The 26,024-nt window shown below is 36.1% G+C and carries 23 protein-coding genes; 22 read left to right on the top strand and 1 reads right to left on the bottom strand.

Features of this window, described 5'->3' with window-relative positions; all coding sequences use genetic code 11:
* Positions 1-7 precede the first annotated feature (7 nt).
* The 15 genes from RBL01_RS08850 to RBL01_RS08780 all read left to right on the top strand — a co-directional run bounded on the left by RBL01_RS08850 (position 8) and on the right by RBL01_RS08780 (position 17,423).
* Entirely contained in the window at positions 8-931 is a 924-nt protein-coding gene (locus RBL01_RS08850; protein ID WP_002286461.1) for a YihY/virulence factor BrkB family protein, read from the top strand.
* A 75-nt stretch (positions 932-1,006) separates the two neighbouring features.
* Positions 1,007-2,146: an MraY family glycosyltransferase gene (locus RBL01_RS08845; RefSeq protein WP_002331243.1), complete on the top strand. Its 1,140-nt coding sequence runs from the start codon at positions 1,007-1,009 to the stop codon at positions 2,144-2,146.
* Complete coding sequence (locus tag RBL01_RS08840; RefSeq protein WP_002377108.1) at positions 2,139-2,939, top strand: glycosyltransferase; 801 nt, start codon at positions 2,139-2,141, stop codon at positions 2,937-2,939. The genes RBL01_RS08845 and RBL01_RS08840 overlap by 8 nt, the downstream gene beginning before the upstream one ends.
* Positions 2,939-3,766 carry a glycosyltransferase gene (locus tag RBL01_RS08835; RefSeq protein WP_010721709.1) on the top strand — a complete coding sequence of 276 codons (828 nt, stop codon included), beginning with the start codon at positions 2,939-2,941 and terminating at the stop codon, positions 3,764-3,766. The genes RBL01_RS08840 and RBL01_RS08835 overlap by 1 nt, the downstream gene beginning before the upstream one ends.
* A 4-nt stretch (positions 3,767-3,770) precedes the next feature.
* Positions 3,771-4,478 carry a glycosyltransferase family 2 protein gene (locus RBL01_RS08830; protein WP_307781089.1) on the top strand — a complete coding sequence of 236 codons (708 nt, stop codon included), beginning with the start codon at positions 3,771-3,773 and terminating at the stop codon, positions 4,476-4,478.
* Positions 4,479-4,577: 99 nt separating this feature from the next.
* Positions 4,578-5,444, top strand: a complete 867-nt coding sequence (gene rfbA / locus RBL01_RS08825; protein ID WP_002286449.1) for a glucose-1-phosphate thymidylyltransferase RfbA — start codon at positions 4,578-4,580, stop codon at positions 5,442-5,444.
* A 13-nt stretch (positions 5,445-5,457) separates the two neighbouring features.
* The gene (gene rfbC, locus RBL01_RS08820) at positions 5,458-6,030 is read left to right on the top strand and encodes a dTDP-4-dehydrorhamnose 3,5-epimerase (RefSeq protein ID WP_002286442.1); all 573 of its coding nucleotides are present in this window, start codon (positions 5,458-5,460) and stop codon (positions 6,028-6,030) included.
* A 21-nt stretch (positions 6,031-6,051) separates the two neighbouring features.
* Positions 6,052-7,080 carry a dTDP-glucose 4,6-dehydratase gene (gene rfbB / locus RBL01_RS08815; RefSeq protein WP_307781088.1) on the top strand — a complete coding sequence of 343 codons (1,029 nt, stop codon included), beginning with the start codon at positions 6,052-6,054 and terminating at the stop codon, positions 7,078-7,080.
* Positions 7,081-7,177: 97 nt separating this feature from the next.
* On the top strand, positions 7,178-8,029 hold the full coding sequence (gene rfbD / locus RBL01_RS08810) for a dTDP-4-dehydrorhamnose reductase (protein WP_002294531.1): 852 nt from the start codon (positions 7,178-7,180) through the stop codon (positions 8,027-8,029).
* A 34-nt stretch (positions 8,030-8,063) separates the two neighbouring features.
* Entirely contained in the window at positions 8,064-10,097 is a 2,034-nt protein-coding gene (locus tag RBL01_RS08805; RefSeq protein ID WP_058128709.1) for a hypothetical protein, read from the top strand.
* A 43-nt stretch (positions 10,098-10,140) separates the two neighbouring features.
* Positions 10,141-11,421: an EpaQ family protein gene (locus tag RBL01_RS08800; protein WP_307781087.1), complete on the top strand. Its 1,281-nt coding sequence runs from the start codon at positions 10,141-10,143 to the stop codon at positions 11,419-11,421.
* A 209-nt stretch (positions 11,422-11,630) separates the two neighbouring features.
* Positions 11,631-12,437 (top strand): ABC transporter permease, encoded by an 807-nt coding sequence (locus RBL01_RS08795; RefSeq protein ID WP_002289081.1) that lies wholly within the window; start codon positions 11,631-11,633, stop codon positions 12,435-12,437.
* 11 nt (positions 12,438-12,448) lie between these two features.
* Positions 12,449-13,669 carry an ABC transporter ATP-binding protein gene (locus tag RBL01_RS08790; protein ID WP_058128707.1) on the top strand — a complete coding sequence of 407 codons (1,221 nt, stop codon included), beginning with the start codon at positions 12,449-12,451 and terminating at the stop codon, positions 13,667-13,669.
* A complete protein-coding gene (locus RBL01_RS08785; RefSeq protein WP_072538643.1) occupies positions 13,659-15,245 on the top strand; it encodes a class I SAM-dependent methyltransferase in 1,587 nt (528 codons plus the stop codon). The genes RBL01_RS08790 and RBL01_RS08785 overlap by 11 nt, the downstream gene beginning before the upstream one ends.
* A gap of 39 nt (positions 15,246-15,284) precedes the next feature.
* Positions 15,285-17,423: a glycosyltransferase family 2 protein gene (locus RBL01_RS08780; RefSeq protein WP_058128705.1), complete on the top strand. Its 2,139-nt coding sequence runs from the start codon at positions 15,285-15,287 to the stop codon at positions 17,421-17,423.
* Between the two features lie 214 nt (positions 17,424-17,637).
* On the opposite strand, the gene RBL01_RS08775 is transcribed toward RBL01_RS08780, so the two are convergent.
* Entirely contained in the window at positions 17,638-18,621 is a 984-nt protein-coding gene (locus RBL01_RS08775; protein ID WP_307781086.1) for a serine hydrolase, read from the bottom strand.
* A gap of 538 nt (positions 18,622-19,159) precedes the next feature.
* Between RBL01_RS08775 and RBL01_RS08770 the strand changes: the two genes are divergently transcribed.
* Genes RBL01_RS08770 through RBL01_RS08740 form a run of 7 tightly spaced genes read left to right on the top strand, consistent with a single transcriptional unit; the run spans position 19,160 to position 26,019 of the window.
* Positions 19,160-20,551 (top strand): sugar transferase, encoded by a 1,392-nt coding sequence (locus RBL01_RS08770; RefSeq protein WP_058128703.1) that lies wholly within the window; start codon positions 19,160-19,162, stop codon positions 20,549-20,551.
* Between the two features lie 53 nt (positions 20,552-20,604).
* Positions 20,605-21,408: a glycosyltransferase gene (locus RBL01_RS08765; RefSeq protein ID WP_080391767.1), complete on the top strand. Its 804-nt coding sequence runs from the start codon at positions 20,605-20,607 to the stop codon at positions 21,406-21,408.
* A 33-nt stretch (positions 21,409-21,441) separates the two neighbouring features.
* A complete protein-coding gene (locus tag RBL01_RS08760) occupies positions 21,442-22,296 on the top strand; it encodes a phosphorylcholine transferase LicD (RefSeq protein ID WP_080391766.1) in 855 nt (284 codons plus the stop codon).
* Positions 22,293-22,994, top strand: coding sequence for a 2-C-methyl-D-erythritol 4-phosphate cytidylyltransferase (locus RBL01_RS08755; RefSeq protein WP_005880956.1), 702 nt, complete (start codon positions 22,293-22,295; stop codon positions 22,992-22,994). The genes RBL01_RS08760 and RBL01_RS08755 overlap by 4 nt, the downstream gene beginning before the upstream one ends.
* A 3-nt stretch (positions 22,995-22,997) precedes the next feature.
* Positions 22,998-24,059 (top strand): NAD-dependent epimerase/dehydratase family protein, encoded by a 1,062-nt coding sequence (locus RBL01_RS08750; RefSeq protein WP_058128700.1) that lies wholly within the window; start codon positions 22,998-23,000, stop codon positions 24,057-24,059.
* On the top strand, positions 24,060-25,037 hold the full coding sequence (locus RBL01_RS08745) for a glycosyltransferase family 2 protein (RefSeq protein WP_058128699.1): 978 nt from the start codon (positions 24,060-24,062) through the stop codon (positions 25,035-25,037).
* A 1-nt stretch (position 25,038) separates the two neighbouring features.
* Positions 25,039-26,019 (top strand): glycosyltransferase family 2 protein, encoded by a 981-nt coding sequence (locus RBL01_RS08740; RefSeq protein ID WP_058128698.1) that lies wholly within the window; start codon positions 25,039-25,041, stop codon positions 26,017-26,019.
* The last annotated feature ends 5 nt before the right edge of the window (positions 26,020-26,024 follow it).

Raw genomic sequence — 26,024 nt, 5'->3', positions numbered from 1 at the left:
GAGGTACATGAAAGTTTGGAACAAAATAAAACAAAATGAAAATCTGATGCGCTTTATTGAGACGACTCAAAAGCGCATCACTGATTCAGAAATGAGTACGACCTCTGTCGTCGTTGCTTATTATTTACTCTTGTCTTTATTTCCATTGATTATTGCTTTTGGTAATATTTTACCGTTTCTCCACATCGATCAAGAGACTGTACTGACCTATTTACGAGAAGTGATTCCTGAGACCGTTTACCAGTTTATCGGTCCTGCAATCAAAGACCTTTTGACACAAAGTTCAGGAGGCTTGTTATCCGTTTCTGCATTAGCGGCTTTATGGTCTGCAAGTCAAAGTATCAATGCTTTGCAAATTGCGATGAATAAAGCGTATGGCGTAGAAAATAGAAAAAATTTTTTGATCGTCCGTTTCTTCTCACTAATTGTCATTGTCTTGTTCATGATTGCTATTAGTGGGGTAACTATCGTTCTTGGGTTGGGACAGCTGATTTTGGATGCTATTCAGCCAATCGTACAAATACCCGTGAACTTTATCGATCAGTTCCAAACTTTGAAGTGGCCAATCACATTGGTAGCTTTATTTGTCATCATGTTCTTGATTTATTTAATTGTCCCTAATGCTCAGTTGAAGTTGAAGACGATCATTCCGGGCACGATCTTCGCTACTGTCGGCTGGATGCTGTTATCACAAGTGTTTAGTATCTATGCTAGGTATTTTGCAACGAGGATCAGCGGTTATCAGATCATAGGAAGTTTTATTGTACTCATGCTTTGGCTTAATTTTGCTGCTACGATCATCATTTTGGGCGGAATCATCAATGCAGTTGTTCAAGAATACGTGACGGGTCATCAAATCAAAAAACGTCGAGATCCAAGCCGAAAATGGTTCAATAAATTGAAAACTAAATTTTCTCATAAAAAAAAGTAGAAACAAGAGTTCTTATTGTAAATTTATATCAGTAATTTATAATAATTATGACTCTTAATTAAAGTAGGTGCCCATATGCTTGTTTCTTTTAGTATGGTTATAAGATTTTTTCTGACAATTTTATTATCACTGATATTAACACCTGTATTCAAAATCATTTCAGTACAAACAGGTATGGTCGACAAACCAAATGAAAGAAGAATAAATAAAGTTCCAATGCCTTCAGCGGGCGGACTGCCTATCTTTATTTCATTTGTTATATCGACTTTATTCTTATTCCGTAAAATTATCCCTCAATCGTATATTGTACCGATCTTGATTGCTTCTTTAGTAATCATAGTCACAGGAGTGCTCGATGATAAATATGAGCTGACACCTAAACAAAAGAGTATAGGGATCTTGATTGCTTCTCTTATTATTTATTTTGTAGCAGATATACGTATTGATTCCTTCACGCTTCCTTTTATTGGATATATCCAACTAGGCTGGCTTAGTTTTCCCGTAACGATTTTTTGGATCTTCGGTATCACGAATGCGGTCAATCTGATTGACGGTTTGGATGGGCTGGCGGCAGGGATTTCATTGATCGGTTTAATTACGATAGGAATCATTGGATATTTTTTCCTCCATGCTTCTACAGTGTATATTCCAGTTGTTATTTTCTGTCTTGTAGCAAGTATTATCGGTTTTTTTCCTTACAATTTTTATCCGGCAAAGATTTATTTAGGCGATACAGGAGCTCTATTCCTAGGGTTTATGATGGCCGTCCTTTCACTACAAGGGCTGAAGAACGTGACTTTTGTTTCATCGATTTCTTTGCTGATCGTCATGGGAGTGCCGGTAACAGACACGTTTTTTGCTATCATTAGGAGAAAAGCAAACCGTGTTTCTTTTTCTACAGCAGATAAAAAACATCTTCATCACCGACTAATCAGTTTAGGCTTTACTCATAAAGGTGCTGTCCTGACGATTTATGCGATGGCTTTGATGTTTTCTTTCACAGCTATGGTCATGAATTATACTGGAAGAATCGGAACGATCATATTGATTATTGCCATGTTGTTTACTGCAATTTTATTATTTGAATTGATTGGTCTGATCAATGAGAAACATCAGTTTATTTTAAAAACATTGCGATTTTTAGGGAATAAAGAGTACCGTACGCAAGTAAAACAGAAATATTTGAAGAAATGGAACCGTCATATAGATGAATAACAAATTAAACCAGCCGATCCTTATTAGTATTGTGACGGCAAACAGTGATAAAATTTTTCGGACACTAGATAATTTTATTTCAACTGTAAAAGATGAAACAGCAGTAAAAATCCGAATTTTTGACAACAATTCACTTCCCGAGTACAAAAAAAGACTAACAAAGTATAGGAAATATCCCTACATCGATATCTATTTTCATGATGAAAATTCCGGATTTGGTTATGGACATAATCACAATCTGATAGCTAGCGATTCTCGCTATGGCATTATTTGTAACCCAGATATTTTAGTGGATGAAGAGACAGTTACAGCATTGGTCTTGTTATTGAAAGAACATCCGGAATGTGCGATGTTAGCACCTAAGATTCTTAATGAAGATGGAACAACTCAGCACCTCATCCGTGAGCAGCTGGCTGTTTTTGATTACGTTTTGCGCTTTGTGCCTTTCAAATGGGTCAAAAAAAAGTTTGACAAACGACTGGCTGTGTTTGAATGCCGAGGATTGCCTACTGATGCTAATAGTTATGTACGGATGATCTCAGGTAGTTTTATGGTAGCTGATATTGATAAATTTAAAGAGATAAAGGGGTTTGATGAGCGTTTCTTCATGTACTTTGAAGACAACGACTTGTGTTTGAGTTTTGAAAAAGCAGGTTACAAGTTATTGTACACACCCTTTTATGCAGTTATCCATTTTTACGGGAAGGGTGCGCATCGAAATGCAAAACTGTTTCGCGTGTTTTTGACTTCTATGATGAAATTTTTCAATAAGTGGGGGTGGCGTTTTTTCTGATGAAACCAGAAATATTAGTAGTCGTTGTGCTTTATCAGCAACTATTCAGTCAATCTCCAGCTTATGGACCATTAAGCAAAGCACTTAGCGAAAAGCAAATTCAGCTTATTGTTTACGATAATAGTCCTCAAAGGCAGCAAAATGAGATGTTTGAAAAAGAAAATATCGTTTACCATCATGATCCGCAAAATCCTGGTTTAGCGGTGGCTTATAATTTTGCGTTGTCTCAAGCATATGAAGGAACACGTTGTCTCGTCACTCTGGATCAGGATACGAGGCTAGACGACGATTATTTTGAACTATTGCGTAAAGTAACCTTTACAGATGAATGTGTTGCTGCAGTTCCGATGATTTTTTCTGGGAGCCGACAAGTTTCTCCCCTATATTCAGATCGTTATATCAATCGTACAGCTCAAGCAGTAGAAGTTGAAGGCCCAACAGCTGAACGAATCATGGCAATCAATTCAGGTGTTGCCTGGTCTGTCAAATTTCTAAAAAAGATTGGCGGGTTTAATCCTGCTTTTTCTTTAGATTTTTTGGATCATTGGCTGTTTTGGAAAGTGGATCAGTTGGAAAAAACTGTGGAGATCCTTCCTGTACGAATGGAACATGATCTTTCGGTTTTAGACTATGAAAAAGTTTCAAGTAATCGATACCGTTCTATTTTACAAGCAGAAAATCGATTTTATCATGAATATGATCAAAGGCATTTATCCAGTCACCGACGACAATTATTGTTAAGAACAGCTAAACAGTTCTTGACCGTCAAAAACCGGCATATCTGGCGGATGACTTTGCGCTCATATGTTAAGAATTGGAAGGTGTGAATTCGTGCGTTCGGTTTGTATAGCTACCTTTAATGGAGGCAGATATTTAAGAGAGCAGTTAGATAGTATTTTATCTCAGCTTTCAGCAGAAGATGAAGTAGTCATTTCTGATGATGGGTCAGTAGATGATACATGGGATATATTAACTGAATACGCAGAAAAAGATAAGCGAATCCAGCTTTTTTCGGGGCCTCGTCAAGGATTGATCGCTAATTTTGGTTATGCGATCCAGCAGACGAAAGGAGATCTAATCTTTTTGGCAGACCAAGATGATGTTTGGTTGGAGACAAAAGTGAAAAAGATCACTGACTATTTTGAGCAGAATCCGGATCAGCTAGTAGTAGTTTCTGATTTGGTCATTGTGGACAGCGAGCTGCAAGAGATCCATGATTCGTATTTTTCGTTTCGAAATTCCAAAGAAGGATGGCTTAATAATGTGATAAGAAGTCACTATATTGGTGCTGGTATGGCTTTCCGGTCTTCTTTAAAACCCGATATTTTGCCGATCCCGTCAGAAGTGCCGATGCATGATATGTGGATTGGTTTGCTGGGAGGAAAGAAGACTGGGTTCCTAAGAGAACCGTTAACTCTGTACCGAAGACATGATTTAAACGCGAGTGAGATTGAAACACATTCTAAATTACGGCAAAAAATTTCTTGGCGTATTCATCTGATTACGGCGTTGATCAAACGAAAATGGTTTAAACGTTGATAAAAGATGTTTAAATCCTTAATATTTCCATGACAAATATAACAATTGATGAGATAATAACAAAGTGAAATTTGAAATCAAAAAGGAGAACATATATCCATGAAGGGAATCATTCTTGCTGGGGGCAGCGGAACACGTCTGTACCCTTTAACAAAGGCAACATCGAAACAATTGATGCCAATTTATGACAAACCAATGATTTATTATCCAATGTCTACTCTGATGTTGGCAGGAATCAAAGAAATTCTGATTATTTCAACGCCACAAGATACACCACGTTTCAAGGAATTATTTGGAAACGGAAATGATTTAGGACTGCAGATCGAATATGCAGTACAAGAAAGTCCAGATGGATTGGCACAAGCGTTTATCATTGGAGAAGAATTTATTGGAGATGATAGTGTCTGCTTGGTATTAGGGGACAATATTTACTATGGTGGCGGTCTGTCTAAAATGTTGCAACGAGCAGCTTCAAAAGATACAGGAGCGACAGTATTTGGCTATCATGTCAATGATCCAGAACGCTTTGGTGTAGTAGAATTTGATGAGAATATGCAAGCTTTGTCGATTGAAGAAAAGCCTGCTCAGCCAAAATCAAATTACGCTGTAACTGGCCTTTATTTTTATGACAATGAGGTAATTTCTATCGCTAAAGGTATCAAACCTTCAGAACGTGGAGAACTAGAGATTACGGATGTCAATAAAGCATATTTGGATAAAGGAAAACTATCCGTAGAACTTATGGGACGCGGATTTGCTTGGCTTGATACAGGAACACATGAATCATTGCTTGAAGCATCTACCTTTATCGAAACAATTGAAAAACGTCAGAACTTAAAAGTGGCTTGTTTGGAAGAAATTGCTTACCGTATGGGCTACATCGATAAGGAACAATTGCTGGCCCTTGCACAGCCATTGAAAAAAAATCAATACGGTCAATATTTATTGAATTTGGCCGCTGAATAAGGAGTCCTTACAGATGAAAGTAACAGATACAAAATTAACAGATGTCAAAATCGTAGAAATGGATGTCTTTGGCGATCATCGCGGTTTCTTCACAGAAAGTTATTCAAAAGCAAAATTTGCAGAACATGGATTGAAATATGACTTTGTTCAAGACAACCATTCACTATCAGCTGAAGCTGGTGTCCTTCGGGGGCTTCATTTCCAAAAAGGAGAAGCTGCACAGACAAAATTGATTCGGGTAGTCACTGGAGCAGTTTTAGATGTAGTAGTGGATATCCGCAAAGGTAGCCCGACTTATGGTCAATGGGACGGATTTATCTTATCTGAACATAATCATCGACAGTTGCTTGTACCTAAAGGATATGCCCATGGATTCGTTACTTTGACACCAAATGTGAACTTCCTTTATAAGTGTGATAATTACTATAATGCAGAAGCAGATGGGGGCATCGCATTTGATGATCCAGATCTAGCGATTGATTGGCCAATTGATCCATCAAGAGCGATTATGTCGGAAAAAGATCACCGTCATCCGACATTAAAAGAATTTGAAGCAGAAAATCCATTTGTTTACGGAGAAATCTAAGAATTAAGGAGAAATTTTCTTATGAAAAACATCATTGTTACCGGAGGTGCCGGATTCATCGGCTCTAATTTCGTTCGTTACGTGGTAAACAATCATCCAGAAGTGCATGTCACTGTTTTGGATAAACTGACTTATGCAGGAAACAAAGAGAACTTGGCTGGACTTCCTAGCGATCGCGTAGAATTGGTCGTAGGAGATGTTGCAGATGCAGAATTAGTGGACCGTCTAGTAAAAGAAGCGGACGCAGTTGTTCATTACGCGGCAGAATCCCATAACGATAATTCATTAAAAGATCCTTTCCCATTTGTACAAACGAATATCATTGGTACGTATACACTTTTAGAAGCTTGCCGCAAGTATGATGTACGCTATCATCACGTATCTACTGACGAGGTTTACGGCGATCTTCCATTACGTGAAGACCTGCCAGGACATGGGGAAGGCGAAGGAGAAAAATTCACTGCGGAAACACCATATAATCCTTCAAGTCCATATTCTTCTACAAAAGCTGGTTCAGATCTGTTAGTAAAAGCATGGGTGCGTTCTTTTGGCTTACGTGCAACCATTTCAAACTGTTCAAACAACTATGGTCCTTATCAGCATATTGAAAAATTTATTCCTCGCCAAGTAACGAGTATCTTAAGCGGTATTCGTCCAAAATTATATGGCGAAGGAAAGAATGTTCGTGACTGGATCCATACGAATGATCATTCTTCAGCAGTGTGGCTGATTTTGACGAAAGGCAGAATTGGCGAAACCTATCTGATCGGTGCAGACGGTGAAGAAGATAATAAGACCGTGATGGAATTGATCTTAGAAATGATGGGCCAACCAAAAGACGCATACGACCATGTAAACGACCGTGCAGGGCACGATTTGCGTTATGCAATCGATTCGACAAAATTGCGAGAAGAGCTAGGTTGGCAGCCTGAGTTTACGAACTTCCGTGATGGGTTGGCTGACACGATCAAATGGTACGAAGAACATGAAGACTGGTGGAAAAAAGAAAAAGAGGCCGTTGAAGCAGCATATGCCAAAAATGGACAATAATACAGAGGAAATTTCACTGTATTAATGGAAAAACACATGTGAGGCAGGCGCTCGCCTGTCTCTTTTTTAAAATAAAAATCAAGGAGCGGATAACCATATGTTTTTATTAACTGGAGGAAATGGACAATTAGGTACAGAATTGCGCCATTTATTAGATGAAAAAAATCTGCCATATGTTTCAACAGATGCAAAAGACTTGGATATCACAGATGCTGAGAAAACAATGGCTTATATTACAGAATTAAAACCCGATGTTATTTTCCATTGCGCAGCTTACACAGCAGTAGATAAAGCAGAAGAAGAAGCAAAAGAATTAGATGAGAAAATCAATGTCGATGGCACAAGAAATGTAGCACTTGCAGCAAAAGCTGTGAATGCACAATTCGTCTATATCAGTACAGACTATGTTTTCGATGGAAAAAACAAAAATGTAGAATACGAAGTAGACGACCAAACGAATCCACTAAATGAATATGGTCGTACGAAATTATTAGGCGAAAAAGCAGTAGAAGAGATTTTAGAAGACTATTATATCATACGAACTTCTTGGGTTTTCGGGATCTATGGACACAATTTCGTCTTCACGATGCAACGCCTAGCGGAAACCCGCGACAAACTGACTGTAGTAAATGACCAGTTTGGGCGACCAACTTGGACACGTACTTTGGCAGAATTTATGGTATATGTCATCGAAGAAAAAGCACCATTTGGTATTTATCATTTGTCGAACGAAAATAGCTGTTCTTGGTATGAGTTCGCAAAAGAAATATTGAAAGATACAGATGTAGAAGTTGCACCTGTTACGTCAGAAGAATTTCCGCAAAAAGCAACACGTCCGCAGTATTCAGTCATGAGCCTGAAAAAGACAGAAGCGTTAGGTTTTGTCATACCAACTTGGCAAGAAGCACTTGCGCAAATGCTGGAAGCTGCCAAAAAAATGAATAAGTAATTTCCTTTTTATCAAATAGAATTTGGAGCATGATATGGAAAAACAAACAAGAAGTGCACGACGAAAAGAAAAGCCAAAAGCGAATCAGGCAGATTCGAATTTGGTGCTTGACCTGTTTCTAAAACTCCGCTATCTTATTGGCGTTTTAGTCATCGTGGTCATCGTTACTTTTAATTTAAACGGAAGTTCACTTGGTGTTTGGGATAAATATGTGTCGCAAAGAGACGATGGGAAAAAAACTGATGTGATTTTTGGACAGAATCGGGAAGTGCGGTCAGACGAATGGCTGGTGCAGACACCTTTTTACCTCTCACAAGCTGAAGAGGACTTTCCGTTGGTGAACGAGGATTATTCATTAAACGGACAAAACATGATCATTGCGTATAATTCTCCTGTAAAGGATATTACGGTTATCGGAAAACCATTCAACTGGGGATTCTTTTTCCTCGGAAGAGATCGAGGACTTTCCTTTTATTGGGCGATGAAATTAGTCGTCATGGTCTTGCTTGGATTCGAAGTACTGATGATATTAACGAAGAGGAAAAAAGCTCTATCGCTAATCGGTGCATTTGCGCTGACATTTTCTCCAGCAGTCCAGTGGTGGTTCATGCAACATGTGGGCGATTTGATTTTCTTTACTTTGGGACTGATGATTGCTTTTTATCATTATTTCTACAATCATGATAAAAAATGGCTACGAACGTTGATGATGCTTTTGGTGGTTATTTTCGGTATTGGGTTTATTTTAGTGATTTACCCAGCCCATCAAGTGATGCTGGCGTACTTGCTGATTTTTTATTTTGTTGGCCTGCTTATTTACTATAGCAAGAAAGTTTCATGGGATCTGTTGGATGTAGTGTTGATTGGAGGGGCAGTTTTATTTATTGGCGGAGTCATGGTTCATTTCTGGCTAACGTCAAAAGACGCATTGTTAGCTTCTTTGAATACCTTATATCCAGGAAAACGGGTAAGTACTGGAGGAAAGTGGACGATTGGCGAATTTTTTTCTTTCCTTACAAATTGGAAAATTCCTTTTGAAGATATCAACTATTCGAATAACTCTGAAGTGGCCCTGTTCTATCACTTTTTTCCAACTGTATTCCTAGCAAGTCCATTTGTGTTATTTGGCAAAAAAGATAGCGAACAAAAGTTACTGGGACGTATTTTGATGATTTTTTGTCTGTTTTCTATCTTTTGGATTACCGTTGGGTTGCCAAAATGGCTAGCAGAAATCACTCTGCTGTCTTATGTTCCTCCATTAAGAGCCATCCTTACTTTTAGTTTTGCGGCTTGTTTATTATCGATCTGGTTTATCGCTTATATTTGGAGAGAAGATGTTATTCCTATTTGGTATAAATTCATTTTGTTGGCAGTAAATGCATGGTCTTATTTCTATGCGATTACGCATTCGAAAATGGATAATTATTTTTCGGATTTTGAAACCATCGCAGTTGCTGTGTTGGGAACAGTGATTTTAGCTTTTGCATTATTTGGCTGGAGACGCTTGTTTTACCTCGCTTTTGCCGCCTTAGTTATCGTATCTGGCTTTTTCGTCAATCCAGTCGTAGAAGGTACAGGAGCGATTTTTGAAAAAACACTGGCAAAAGAAATCCAAAAAATCGATCAACAAGATCCTGGTAAAGTTTGGTTGTCTGAAGATGAATTATATAACTTCACCCCAACATTGGGAGTGAAATCCTTCAATACAGTACGCTTTTATCCGGATATAGCTGCATGGAAGAAAATCGATCCGAAAGAAGAATATGAGAAATATTATAATCGGTATGCTCATACAAGAGCTTTTATCGCTAAGGAGGATACAAAGTTCATTTTAGATCGTCCAGATATGTTTTCGGTCACGTTGAATTTTGAAGACGCAGAAAAATTAGGGATCGACTATGTGATCAGTAAACGACCATTAACTGATTACAACCAATTATATGAAGCGCAGTTCACGCAGCTATATGGACCGGATAAAGACGGTTATATGATTTTTAAAGTAGAATATCCGGATTATCCAGATGTACCACAAACACAAACTCAGGAAAATCAGCTAGTCGTACAGTAATAGGCTAGCTGAGAATAATCCTGAAATATTAGTAGAAAGGAGAGTGGAGATAATTCAAGCAATCGTACAAAAATTTGTCAACAAAATGAGTGTCGGTTTCTTGCTTTTGTTGCTGACGCTAGTCTTTTTTGTTTGGACAGCAGGGTTAGGTTTTCCAGCAACTTTGTTTATATATAACAATAGTTCATTTCTTATCGCTTTTAGTGTGGCTATTTTGCTCATTTTAAATGTTTATAAAGCAAAAGGCGTCGATTTTCTTTATCTAGGTATTGCGCTTGCCCTTTTCCTTTTCTTTTCTTACTTTCGGGAATTAAGAAATGAGTCTTTATTTGGTGATTTGCTGTTTCCTTTGATTATTTTATTTTGTTTAGTAATTAAATGGATCGAGTGGACAAAATGGGATCGCGGTATTTATCTGATTGTCTTTTCGGTCTTCCTCGGAATCACGTTATATCGTGTATTTACAGAGATCCAAGTACCAGAAGGACAAAGTATCTGGGCTCCGGGTAATACACTTTCTGATATTTGGATCAATACGAATACAATCGGAAGTTCTTTGATGACTCTTGCTTTACTGATCAGCGGATTTGCCAGTTCTTTTGAACGATGGTATGTTCGAATCATCGGTGGGATAGCAGTCGTTGCAGCCTTTTTAGGTATTTGGGTCTGCCAATCTAGAGGTGCATTAGTCGCGTTGATTGTTTTTGCGATATTGGATCTTTTACCTAAATCGTTGATGAGTGTCATTCGTGCGCCATTTATTGCCTATACGGCTACGATTCTTTTGGCTTTACCGATTTCTTATCTAGCCGCTGTTTCCGAAAAAGTCAATTTGTTTACCGGTCGAGAAGATATTTGGCATAAATTCTATCAGACGCTAGGAGAAAAATCTGAGCAAGTTTTACTAGGAATGAAAACATTTATCTTCCAGCGAGGAAACCAATTTTTAGGAAACCACAATAGTTATAATTCTATTTTGAATATCTATGGATTGATAGGATTTGGGATTGCTGCTTTGCTGCTTATCCTTTTTATTGGTCGCTTAACGTTGAAAGCAGATTTATCCAACGGGCAGATGACTTTTATCTGGGCCTTTTTTGCGGTGATGATGCAGTCATTTATGGAGGATACATTGACTTCATACCCATGGGTTCCGATTATTTATATCCTGTTGGCTATGTCCGTTCATCGTTATGATGAACCAGAAGTTGCGGAGGAATTCTATGTTATGGAAGAGGCATATGACGATATGACTTATGATGATACATCTTATGAGGAACAACCAGATAGCGCTCATTCTTCCAGGATCCAACGCTATCATTGATAGGCACAAAATACGAGAGAGGCTGTGACAACCGTCGCAGCCTTTTTTGGTTTATTGCAATTGTCTAGCATCTTCTGTAAAATAGAAGCGTTAGAGAAAATCTTGTATCATAGAAAATTAAGAAAGAAATAAGAACGCAGCTCGGTACCAAAAATATGGTAAAATGGCACTTGACTGTAATTCACTGAAAATCGCTTGGAGGAACACAAATGTTTAAAGATTTGTATTTATTTATGAAGGACATTTATCAGAACAGAAAATTACTGCTACAGTTTTCGATCAATGACTTCAAATCAAGATATGCAGGATCGTTTTTAGGAATCTTATGGGCGTTTATCAATCCGCTATTTACTGTATTGATTTATTGGCTGGTATTTGGTGTTGGACTGAAAGCACAAATGATCGATGCAAAATACCCATTTATCGTATATTTAGTTACCGGGATGATTCCCTGGTTCTTCTTCTCAGATGCATTTGCATCAACTACGGTTGTTTTTCGGGAATATACTTATTTAGTAAAGAAAGTCGTATTCAATATTCGTATCTTGCCCACGACGAAAATTCTATCCAATCTGTACACCCATTTATTCTTCATTCTGATTGGCATAGCTGTCGCGCTTATAAATGGTATATATCCTTCAGCAATGTCTTTACAGCTGATTTATTATTTATTTTGCATGTGTGCTTTCTTGACAGGATTGACTTGGCTGACGGCATCGATCCAACCATTTCTACCTGATATCATGCAATTAATTACGATCGTGCTGCAGTTGATCATGTGGACATTACCGATATTATGGAGCCCTAATCAGTTTGATTCAGGTCTTGTAAGCATATTGAAATTAAATCCGCTGTACTATGTTGTTCAAGGTTATCGTGAGTCATTTTTAAGTGAAGCTTGGTTCTGGGAGCATGGAACATATACTTTGTATTTCTGGGTTTTCACGTTAGTAATGTTCGTAATCGGCTCTGCAGTGTTCCGTAGATTGAAACCACATTTTTCAGATGTGCTGTAAGGAGAATAGCTATGACAGAATATGCAATTAGACTAAAAGATATCACAAAATCTTATAATATGTACGCAAAACCTTCGGATCGATTTCGTGAAGCCCTCAATCCTTTTAAGAAATCCTATCATGATGTGTTTTATGCGTTGAAAAACGTGAATGTAGAAATAAAAAAAGGTGAGATGATCGGTTTCGTGGGAGAAAACGGATCAGGAAAATCTACAATGTTGAAAATCATTACGGGAGTACTGACACCAACATCCGGCACGATGGAAATCGAAGGAAAAATCTCAGCTTTGCTAGAACTAGGATCAGGATTCAATCCTGAGTATTCTGGCTATGAAAATATCTATTTAAATGGAATGGTTCTAGGATTTTCAAGAGAAGAAGTCGATGAAATGGTCGATGATATCATTGAATTTGCTGATATTGGCGACCATATTTATCAACCTGTAAAAACCTATTCAAGTGGGATGTTCGTTCGTCTAGCTTTTGCTGTAGCGATCAATGTGAATCCTGATATTTTGATTGTGGATGAAGCATTGGCAGTAGGAGATCTTGAATTCCAACTGAAATGTATGGAAAAATTTACAGAAATTAAGAACTCGGGAAAAACGATTTTATTCGTTTCTCATGATATTAGTTCGATTCGCCGTTTTTGTGATCGTTCCTATTGGTTGAAAAATGGAGAAGTTGTCGAATATGGTGATACGATGGAAGTAACGACGAATTACGAAAACTTTTTGAAGAAAAAATCAGTTAAAACAGTAGATCGAAATAAAAACCAAGTAGAACGCTTCGCAGCTCCAGATATCGTAGACGTGACGAAAGCCGAATTGTTGGATAAAAATAAAAATCCAGTGGATATGCTGGAACAAGGAGAAAAACTATACGTTAAAGTAACCTATGAAGTAAAAGACGATACAATCAAAAATCCAGTTTTAGGAATTGCTCTGCGTACAGTCGACAATTTTTATGTGTGCGGACTCAATACTCTACTAGATAGTATCAAGATCCCTTGGAAAAAAGGTGAGAATATCTTTTATCTGGAGTATGAAAAGTTAGGTTTGTTAGCTGGTGAATATTATTTTGACGTTGCGGTCTTTGAAGAAAATGCAACGGTTCCTTTGGTATACAAGACAAAATACATGAACTTGTTTGTCAGTGGTTCTTATATCGGAGAAGGCATCGTGGTCTTAGACCATAAATGGGAAGAAGGGACTCATAGCAATGAAATATGATTTTGAAATGGACCTAGATGAACAAAGCAGTGTGGGAAAAATTGCCGCACAGATCAAACCAGGAAGTAAAGTTTTAGAGTTTGGTCCCGGAAACGGCCGATTAACGAAACATTTGATCGGAGCAAAACAATGTGAAGTGAGCATTGTCGAGCTAGATAAGGAATTGTTCGATTTTGTCAGCGAATTTGCCCAAGATGGATTTTATGGAGATATCGAAAGTTTTGAATGGGCAAACTATTATGCTGGACAGACATTTGATTACGTTTTGTTTGCCGATGTTTTAGAACATTTGGTAGATCCTGGAAAAACGTTGAAGAAAGTTAGAGAATTTTTGAATGAAGAAGGAGAAATTCTAATTACATTCCCTAACTTGGCGCATAATTCTGTCATGATCGATTTGTTCAATAACCAATTGCCGTGGGCTTCTTATGGTCTCCTAGATGAAACCCATAATTCTTTTTATACTCATGATGGCTTCCAAAAAGTTTTTGAAAAAGCTGGGCTATATGTCAATATCGAGGATTACCTTTATTTAGCAGTAGGAGATACAGAGTTAAAATCAACGTATGGAGAGTTACCTGAAGCGGTCCGTTATGATTTCAAAATGCGCCCATTCGGAGAAGTTTATCAGTATTTCTTCTCGTTGATGAAACATCCAGTGGAAAAGAACAAAGTTTCTGAACCGCAAAATTCAAATTATGTACGACTAATGGACATGAAACAAAAAACTGCCAGTCAAGAAACGAGTCAAACGATCCCATTCAACAATCATACCGGTGAAAACCAAGTACTTTCTTTTTCTATCCCAGAAGATGTAAAAACTGTTTCCTTCTTGTTTGAGGAACAACCAAGTACCATTGAATTTCAAGTGGAGGTTTCTGGGGAGAAAAGCGAGTATCTTCAAACAAATGCGGTGATCCGCACACCAAGTGATTGCTATTTATTTGATGGAAAAGAACGACCAATGTTCCTTCTTTCTAATGTTGCAGGGAAAGAGATAACGGTTCATTGCCATTATCGATTCATTGGTGAACTAACTAAAACGATGGAAGAATTGCTAGCTACGATCAAACCATTAGCAGCAAACCAACAGCAACTCGAAACAAGAATCGATATGCTTGAAAAAGAAAATCAGCAATTAAGAATCGATAAGACGACATTAGATCATTACTTGCAAACAACCACTACTCGTTATTATTCGTTATTAGATGAACAAGAGTTCACGATCAAATCACGTGGAAAACGACTAAAAGAAACACCAAAGAAAATCCAAGCAAAAGAACTATCTTTATGTGTCGATAGTCGATCATGGAATCCTGAAACGAAACTATTGACGATCATAGGATGGGGGATTTCGAATAGTGATCGTAAACCGTTAGCGTATCATTTGTCAGAAAACCAATCTCCTTATTTTAATGTGTTACAGGTTGAACGTCCTGAAGTCAATCAGGCAGAACAACTCCCAGCAGGAATGAAAGCTGGTTTTGAGTTACAGATACTAAGTGAGCAAGACCAACGCTCATTTATGGTCGAGTTGACAGCTGAGAATGGGCAAACATGGTTTGTAGAAATCTGATCACATTTATTCAAGAAAGATAAAGGAGAACGGAAGATAGTGCAAAAAAAAGAAATTGCCGTATTTATTGATAAAATCACTCGTGAACGAGCAACGGGCGATTTGCTGATCGTCGGTTGGGCAGTCGATGAGGTTACAAAAGAGATTCCTCATATCAAAGTAGATAAAGAAAATGTTATCGCAGAGGTAACAAATGTCGTTCGACTCGATATCAATCATTTATACAACTTAGATGTGAAAACACCAAGCGGTTTTTCGATCCGCTTATCTGGACGATTAAAAGGCAGAGCAATCCTCGACTTCCAGACCAAAAAACATCAAAATGGGATCGCTGTGAAACTAAATAGTCGTTACCCTTATGATGATGGACTAGAAACTGGTTGGGAAAAGAAAAAACGGTTATTGAAAAAAGGCATCAATTATGCCCGAACACATGGTGTAAAAAAAGCAATTCGCCGAGTAAAACTAGAACTAAAACCAGGTTCAATCGATTATGCAGAGTGGATCACTCGCCACGAAAATATCGATTTGAAAAGTCAACAAGAGCAGTCTAAAAAATTTGACTATCGTCCGCTGATTTCCATAGCGATGCCCGTTTACAATGTAGAAATCAAATGGCTAGAAAAGTGTATCGATTCTGTGATAAATCAAACTTATGATAACTGGGAACTGTGTATCAGTGATGATGCATCTACCGACCCCAAAATCAAGAAATGTTTAGAAGCTTATGAGAAAAAAGAGCCACGGATCAAAGTTGTCTTTCGAAAAGAAAATGGGCATATCAGTTTAGCGACAAATTCTGCATTAGAAATCGCAACTGGTGAATTCATTGCTTTGCTGGACAATGATGATGAATTACCACCTCATGCACTTTTTGAAGTAGTGAAAGTTTTAAATGAGCGACCTGAACTTGATGTGATCTATAGTGACGAAGATAAGATCGATGCTGAAGGGAATCGTTTCGATCCACATTTCAAAGCAGATTGGTCACCAGATACTCTAATGGGAAATAATTACATTTCACATTTAAGTGTTTATCGTTCAAGTATCGTCAAGTCCCTTGGCGGATTTAGAAAAGGATATGAAGGATCGCAAGATTATGATTTAGTCCTACGAGTGACAGAACAGATCCCTGAAGACCATATTTACCATATTGATAAAGTACTTTATCATTGGCGAACGATTCCAGGTTCAACAGCCAGCAGTGGCGAAGCGAAAAGTTATATCTATGATTCTGGCGTGAAAGCCTTAACTGATACTCTAAATAGAAGAGGAATCAAAGGAACCGTCCGTCCCGGTTTGATCTCAGGTTTCTATGAAGTCACTTATGAGGTATTGCAAGAAGAGCTGGTCAGTGTCATTATCCCAACAAAAAATGGGTATGATGATCTGAAACTATGCGTCGACTCAATCATTGAAAAAACAAGTTATCCAAATTATGAGATCATTATTGCAGATAATGGGAGTACAGATCCTAAGATGCAAGAGCTGTTCGCTGAATACAAAAAGCAATTGAACGAACGATTTATCGTGGAGTTGATCGATATTCCTTTCAATTATTCTCGAATAAACAATTTAGCTGCAGAAAAAGCAAGTGGTAAATATCTCTTGTTTTTAAATAATGATACCGAAGTCATTGAACCAAATTGGATGACGACAATGGTTTCTTATGCTCAGTTTGATCGTATCGGTTGCGTTGGAGCAAAGCTGTATTATCCAGATGATACAACTCAACATGCAGGTGTACTTGTCGGAATTGGTGGGGTTGCAGGGCACGCGTTGAATAACTACGATCGTACCCACTGCGGTTATTTTGGTCGGTTAGTCATCGATGTGAATTATCTAGCGGTCACGGCTGCTTGTATGATGGTTAAAGCAGCTGATTTTAAAGCTGTCAATGGATTCGATGAAACGCTAGAAGTGGCATTCAATGATGTCGATCTATGTTTGAAAATCTATGAATTAGGTAGATATAATGTTTATGCACACCAAGTAGAACTGTATCATTTTGAATCAAAATCCAGAGGGTATGAAGATACCCCTGAAAAGCAAAAACGATTTGCTGGTGAAATCAAAAAAATGCAAGATAAATGGCCAGCATATATTGCGCATGATCCATTCTACAATGATAATTTAACAAAAGAAGGAATCGGCGACTTTTCGTTGAGACCAGATTAAACTATAATAAAAAGCTGTTATGTTGTGATTCGCTCGCAAATAACGGCTTTTTATAGTTTTTTGTCAAAAAAGGCAGAAGGTGCCGACTCCAAAAAAATAAGTCGAGGGAGTTACTTTTTCTTATTCATGCTCAGAGCACCAATAGATACAAAATCATAGACAAAGTTTCACGAACCCTAGCTGTCAAAGAATCAATACTTTATTTTAATATAGGCTATTTTAAAATAAATGGTTTAAGGTATTCCTCTACAAAAGGCACTCTATCAATTATCATGGGTTTAAAATAAGAAGTGATAGAGATAACCAGATTATTTTTAGCGTCAATATAAAGTACATTCCCACTATTGCCAATTGCTGAATATATTTCGTTCCCAGAATCTAATATCCACCATAAATAGCCATATTTCATATTTTGTAAGTCTTCTAAAGCACTGGTTCTAGGTTTGAACATCTCGTTTATACACTTGAGTGGTACGATTTGTTTTCCTTTATACATCCCTTTATTTAGGCATAATACACCAATTTTTGCCAGATCACTTGCCGATAAACACAAACCATATCCTGCCGTCCCGATATTTAGTGGATCACAAAACCAGACATTGGTTTTAGGAGACTTATCCATTGTAAACTGCTTATGTTCTTCAGCTGTTTTAGCATAATAATTGACATGGTTTGGTATCCCTATAGGATCAAATAGATACTTATTAGCAAAATCAATAGTTGTCAGCTTACTTGTCTGATACAACAAGCCAGTTAATATGTGTAAACAGACAGTTTGATAGTTGAATTCGCCGGTTATACCTTTTCTTCCTCCCAATAAATCTAGTGATGTTTTTGTCCAATCTTCACTTGAACAGACTTTTGTCCATGGATCGCCTTTACATTTGTAGGGTGCTTTCATTGTTAGCAAGTGCTTGATTGTAATAGCGTAAATAGTTTTCTCCCCACGTTTCACTTTATATTCTGGAAAATAATCTAATACTTTATCATAGATACTTTTGATTAATCCTTGTTCTAAAGCAATGCCGATCAGCAAAGATACAATACTTTTCGTTGCTGACATGATATGACAAGTATCGTCTTTTTTATAACCATTCCATTCATCTGTATAAACTTCTGCCCCATCCTTATATGCAACAATTTGACATATATTGGGTTGTCGAAAACCAATAAAATCATGCAACTCTTGTGTATTCATAAGATACTACCTCACTTTCTTCTATAAGCATAATGCCATTAAAAATCGATTTCAATTTTTTCGATTCTCCATGAAATACAGGTATTCTTATGGGCTAGACAGTGCTTTGGAAAGGTGGAGTATCTGAAAAATATAGAGGAGCGTGGGACAAAACTAAAAATCAGTTTTGCCACAGACTCTAACTCCGAATAAACGGTGGGAGCAGAAGCAACTCCTTCGGAAATAAGCGAAATTCACAAAAATTTGAAAAGCAATTTTCGTGAATTTCTTCTTATTTCTAGGAGTTAAACACTTCTGTCCCAACCTCAAGTGGATAAAAGAAAAAGCAGCAAATACTTCGACTTCTTTAATTTACCAACAATAGTGAAAATCGATTCATCTGGAGATTTGTACTTTAGCGTTCTTGTCTTGATTAGAGGTGCATAAAGCATTTTATTAGACATTTTTAAATTCCATTACAATTTGCTTATAAACTAGGTTTTTAAAGGCGGCTATGGTAAGATAATAGAGGTATTATTTTGTGATTAGGAGTGTATATATGAATAAAAATGGAGAATGGAGTGCTGCACGACGGATATTCATTATATTAATGGATGTTATTGTATACAATGCAGCAGTATATAGTAGTTTCTTACTGAAGTTTCGTGGAGAGATCCCATTACGAAATTTAGAAACTTTCCAACACTCGGCAATTATTATTTCAGTGATTTTTATTGCGTTGAACATTTTGTTGGGTGTATATGTTTTTTATAATCGAATGATCAGTGACATCGTGTTTGTCACAGTCATCGGCCAGGTATTGATGACACTAGGGATCATGGTAGTGACTTTCGCGGGCCGTTGGTTTGCTTTTCCACGTCTCGTTATCTTACTTTCATTTGTCCTTGGTACGCTTTTCTTAAGTATCTATCGTATTCTCGTATATAAACTTTATTTACGAGTAAGCCGAGATAAAAAGGTCGTCATCATTGGGTTAGAAAAGGATGTCGCACCAGCAATCCAAAATTTTGGTTCAAAGAAAAACAACAAACATAAAGTCGAAGCAGTCATTCTTGATAACTATTATGCAAACATCAAAAATATGATTAAAGACATCGATATTGTCTATCTTGCTTCTCATATCGAAGAAGCTGAAAAAATCAAAATCTATCAATTAGTTACTAAAAATGAAAAAAAATTGTTTTTGAATACAACATTTGAAAACTTGACATTGATCAATCCAAATATTATGAATTTCGAAGATGAAAGTATCATTGAAGCATCTGGATTTAGAATCCAACCTGAATATGAACTATTCAAACGTTTGTTTGATATCATCGTTTCGCTTGTTTTACTAGTTATTGCTTCACCATTTATGTTATTCACAGCAATTTTAGTCAAAGTGACATCACCGGGACCAATCATCTATAAACAAGTGCGGATCACAAAAAATCAAAAGGAATTTTCAATCTATAAATTCCGCTCGATGACTGCCACAGCCGAAGCAAAATCTGGACCAGTTTTAGCTAAGAGCAATGATGCACGAGTAACGCCTGTAGGTAAATTTATTCGAGCTGTCCGCTTTGATGAATTACCACAAATCTTCAATGTGCTGAAAGGCGATATGTCGATCGTAGGACCACGTCCTGAACGTCCTTTCTTCGTCGATCAGTTCAATGCAGAAAACCCTCATTACTACTTACGGCATAATGTTCGTGCTGGTATCACTGGGTATGCACAAGTCTATGGGAAATATGTCTCTGATTACAACAGTAAATTACGTTTTGATTTACTTTATATCAAAAAATATTCATTGATGCTTGATTTAAAGATCTTGCTGCAAACCATCAAGATCCTATTTGATAAAATGTCCTCTCAAGGACTTGAAGAAGACGAAAATGTGATCTCATTGGCAGAAATTGCTTTTCCAAATGAAAAAATCTTTCGCTAAAAAAATTATTTGAGAAGAAAGCAGGGAGAAATTTGAAAAATAAAAATATCAGTATGTTGCTTTCTTTGTATGATAAAGAAAAGCCGGAATATTTACAAGAAGCGCTCACTAGTATTTTTGCACAGACACTTTTACCTGATGAAATTGTGCTAGTTTATGATGGACCAATCAATAAGAATTTAGAAATAGTAGTAGAGACGTTCGAAAAAAGATACCCTGACAAATTTAAATTAGTTAAATTAGAACAGAATCAAGGGTTGGGAGTGGCGCTAGCTAAAGGTCTGGAACATACGTCGAATCGACTAGTTGCTAGGATGGATACGGATGACATCATGGTAGAAAATCGTTTAGAAAAACAACTAGCTATATTTGAACAACACCCAGAGATTTCTATTGTTGGAAGTAATATCGATGAATTTGTTGATAATAAGGAACACATAATCGGAAAAAGAATTGTTCCAGAATATAATCATGAAATATGCCAATTTTCGAAAAAAAGGAATCCATTTAATCATATGACTGTGATGTTTGATAAAAATGCTATATTAAGTGTTGGTAATTATCAGCCATTGATTGGATTTGAAGACTATTACTTATGGGTAAGACTTTTGAAAGCAGGATTCCAAGGGTATAACGTGCAAGAACCTTTAGTTTATGCTAGAGCTGGCGCAGACATGTATGCAAGACGTGGAGGTATAAAATATCTTATGCCAGGATTAAAGGGACGTTATCATATCTGGAAAGCTGGCTTAGGTACAGCAAAGGATTTTTTATTTGTTTCATGTGCGCATAGTCTAGTGTGTTTATTGCCTAATAATTTAAGAGGTAAAATTTACCAGTCACAATTGAGAAAATAGGAGGATGTTTGCTTGTATAGTAGTGATCCTAAAATGGAAAAATTACAAAAAGTTACATTAAAAATGGCTCAAGAGATTGTTGATTTCTGTAAGAAAAAACAACTTATTTGTTACTTTTGTGGTGGTGGTGCAATCGGAGCAGTGAGAGAAAAAGGATTTATTCCTTGGGACGATGATCTTGATTTTTTTATGCCAAGACAAGATTATGAAAAATTTTATAAGCTTTGGTATGAATCAGAGTTAAATAAAAAATATCCAATTCAAAAAGCTTCTAAAAATTATAATGATCATAATTCTTTTACAACGATTCGAGATGCGGACACTACCTTTATTAAAACTTATCAAAAGGATCTTGATATGGTACATGGAATAACGATTGATATCTTTCCTTTAGACGTTGCTCCAGATTCTAAATTAAGTAGAAAAACACAAAAAATGTGGGCTCTAATATACGCTCTATTTTGTTCGCAAGTTGTTCCAGAAAACCATGGTGGAATCATGGCTACAGGTGGAAAAATATTGTTAAGTATTTTCAAGAAACAAAATATCCGTTACTATATTTGGTCTTTTGCAGAACGACAAATGACTAAGTATAATAAAAAACCAACTAAGTATGTAACAGAATTATGTGTTGGACCTAAATATATGGGAAACATTTATTATGCAGAGGACTTTTCAATTGCAAAGTTTGTGCCGTTTGAAAATACCGAAATGCCCATTCCAGTTGGTTATGATCGTTATTTAAAAACCGCTTTTGGTAATTATATGGAAAGACCATCCAAAGAGAATCAGAAAACAATTCACGATTCGATTTATATTGATCCAGATTGCTGTTATAAGGAGTATAGAGGGAAATACTATCTTACTGAAGGAGCGGAAGAAAAATGATCACAGCTATTATAATTGCCGGTGGGGTTGGCAAAAGAATGGGACAAGACATCCCAAAGCAATTTATTACAATTGATGGAAAACCAATCATTATTTATACTTTGGAATCATTTCAGCATCACCCACAAATTGATCGCATACTAGTTGTTTGCAAATCAGGTTGGGAAGAAACCATGTGGGCTTACATCAAAGAGTTTAACATTAGTAAAGTACAATGGGTGATCACCGGTGGATCTAAAGGACAAGAATCGATTAATAATGGCGTGCAGTTCTTAAAAGACTATTCTGAGGATGATGACACAATTATCATCCACGATGGTATTCGTCCATTAGTAGATGAGTTAGTATTATCTGATGTGATTGTCAAATGTAAAGAATATGGAAATGGTGTGACTTCTTTACCATATAATGAACAAATATTTATCAAAAAAACAGAAGAAACAACGGAACAGTATGTTGACCGTAATACATTACGACGTGTTTCAACACCCCAAGCTTACCAATATGGCAAGTTGTTATCTGCTTACAATCGTGCAATCAAAGAAAATATTGGGATGACAGACTCATCTTATACAAACACAATGATGGTTGATCTTGGTGAAACTCTCTATTTTGCTGCGGGTTCTGATAAAAATATTAAGTTGACGACAACAGACGATTTAGAATTGTTCAAAGCATATTTAAAAATGAAAGACTAGGTGATGAGCGTGGCTTTAAATGAGAATCCGATATATCGTAATGACTTAATGAAGGTAATTAAACACACCAAAGATTTAAGAAGCTTAGATGGAAAATCGCTATTGATGATCGGAGCTTCAGGAATGATTGGTTCATTTCTAGTTGATGTTTTGATGGTGGCAAACGAATATTTAGAAACCAATATCAAAGTATATGCTATGGGTAGAAATCGCAATAAGTTGGAAAAACGATTCCAATCCTATGTCAATAATCGTAACTTTGAAATAATTGAAGGGGATGTTACGCAGCCATTCCCATCATCAATTACGGCTGATTATATTATTCATGGTGCTAGTAACACCCATCCAAAAGCCTATGCAACTGATCCTATCGGAACAATTATGACCAATCTTGCTGGAACTGAACAAGTCTTGAAACATGCTGTGGCTACGAAAGCAAGCAGAGTTCTTTTTCTTTCAACTGTCGAAATATATGGTGAAAATCGTGGAGATGTTGAAAAATTTACTGAAGATTATTGTGGCTACATCGATTGCAATACGTTACGAGCTGGCTATCCAGAAGGCAAACGGGTAAGTGAATCTCTTTGTCAAGCTTATATCGCGAAACATCATTTGGACATCGTTATTCCGAGATTATGTCGAACCTTTGGACCAACGATGTTGTTATCTGATTCGAAAGCATCTTCTCAATTTATTTTAAATACAGTGCATGGAGAGGATATCGTCTTAAAAAGTGAAGGCAACCAGTATTTTTCGTACATTTACGTAGGTGATGCTGTTTCTGCAATTCTTCATTTATTACTTCATGGAGAAAGTGGCGAAGCGTATAATATCGCAGATGAAAATTTTGATTTGCATCTTAAAGATCTTGCCAAAAAATTAGCAGATATTGGAAATAAAGAAGTACGTTTTGAATTACCGGATGAGATCGAAAGTAAAGGTTTTTCAAAGGCGAATACAGCTATTTTAGATAATCAAAAAATTACCAATAGCGGTTGGCAACCATTATTTTCATTAGATGAATCTTTGACCCATACCGTACAATTAGTTAAGGATGAGATATAAATGTGTGAGATTAGTATAATAGTTCCCATATATAACGTAGAACAGTATTTAAGAAAATGTGTAGATTCTATTTTAGCCCAAACATTTACGGATTTTGAAGTTATATTAGTAGATGATGGTTCTCCAGATAATAGTGGAGCAATTTGTGATGAGTATGCAAAATTAGATAGTCGAGTGCGAGTTATTCATAAAGAAAATGGTGGCTTAAGTGATGCTCGTAATGCAGGAATTGAAATAGCTAAAGGAAAATATTTAGGATTTGTTGATAGTGATGATTTCATTGATAAAGATATGTATGAAATATTATACAATGCTTTTAGTGTAGCAGATATTGATATGTCAATTGTTGGTTATTATGATCAATATGGCGATTATATATTAAATACTGATAAGGATATTGAGGATTTTAAGGTTATAGATAATATTCAAGCTGTTGAAGAGATTCTTAAAGGAAGAAAATTAACTGCAAATGTTTGGAACAAGTTATATAAAAAAGAATTATTTCAACATATCAGGTTTCCAAAAGATGTTATAGCTGAAGATGCCTTTGTTATCATTGAACTTTTACTATTAGTAAATAAAGTTGGTGTAGATACTAAACTTAAGTATCATTATATGCACCGAAAAGAGAGCATTACATCTGCTAAATTTAATCCTAAAGATATAGATACCGTATCTGCATGGCAATATAATTATAATTTGATAAAGACTAACATCCCAAGTTTAATTAGTGATGCATATGCACGAGTAATGTGGGCAAATTTCTTCGTCATCGATAAATTAGCAATAGTGAAAAGAACACAAAGAGAAGATAAATATTACAAAGAAATAAAGTTAACATTAATTAAAAATTTTCTTAAAATTATTAAAAGTAAAAACTTTACATTAAATAGAAAAATCAGTTTTCTTACTTTACTCTTTTCAAATAGATTATATTCGTATCTTGTGAAAAAAAATAATAGTAATAAATGGAGATAAAATGATTAGTATAATAGTTCCTATATATAATTCTGAAAAAACATTGAGAAGATGCTTATTATCAATTAAAAATCAAACTTATCAAAATATAGAAGTAATCTTGGTTAATGATGGTTCAGTAGATAATAGTGTAGAAATATGTAACGAGTTTGTAAGAGAGGATTCTAGATTCACTCTTATAAATCAAAAAAATATGGGGGCCGGAGGTGCTAGAAATACCGGTTTAAAGGCTTCCAAAGGATCGTATATTGGATTTGTGGATAGTGATGATTTAATAGATATCAGAATGTTTGATATCTTATTAAAAAATCTCTTAGAGGCTAAAGCGGATATATCCATAATCCAGTTAGAAAATATTTATAATCAAGAAAATGGGTCTTATTCAATAAATAAGCACGAAGAAAGAAAAGGTAAAATTATCTATTCTCAATTTGAAGCTTTAAAGAATATTTTAGACGGAAAGACATTTGGAACACATTCGGTTACAAAACTATTTAAAAAAGATATATTCAACAATAAGAATTATCCTATAAGTAGCTTTGCTGAAGATTCAGAGTTGATGATTGATATTTTTTTAGAAATAAATCAAGTAATTTATGAGAGTACCCCTTTATATTTTTATATTAGAAACAGCGATAGTTCAACTGAAGGAAAATTTAATGCTGAAATGTTCAATATAATAAAAGTTTGGACTAAAAATGAAAAAAAAATTATGGAAAAATTTCCAGATTTATACGAAAATGCTCATAGCAGAGTTTGTTGGGCTTACTATTCAGTTTTAGATTTAATCATTAAGTCTAATGTACAAAAAGAATATAAAGAAGAAGTCAAACAAATAGTAAGTTTTCTGAGAAAAAATATAATTTTCATACTTTTTAAAAGTAGACTTAGCTTGAATAGACGAATTGCAGGATTATTTTTACTAGTTAATTTGAGAATTTATAAATTATTGACACAATTGCAGTTTAAATTAAGAAGGTGAGTAGG

The organism is Enterococcus sp. SB12, from assembly GCF_030910025.2.
In the GTDB taxonomy this organism is placed as follows: Bacteria; Bacillota; Bacilli; order Lactobacillales; family Enterococcaceae; genus Enterococcus_B; species Enterococcus_B faecium.
Note: the sequence above shows the minus strand (reverse complement) of the source record. Positions and strands in the feature narration are given on the sequence as shown.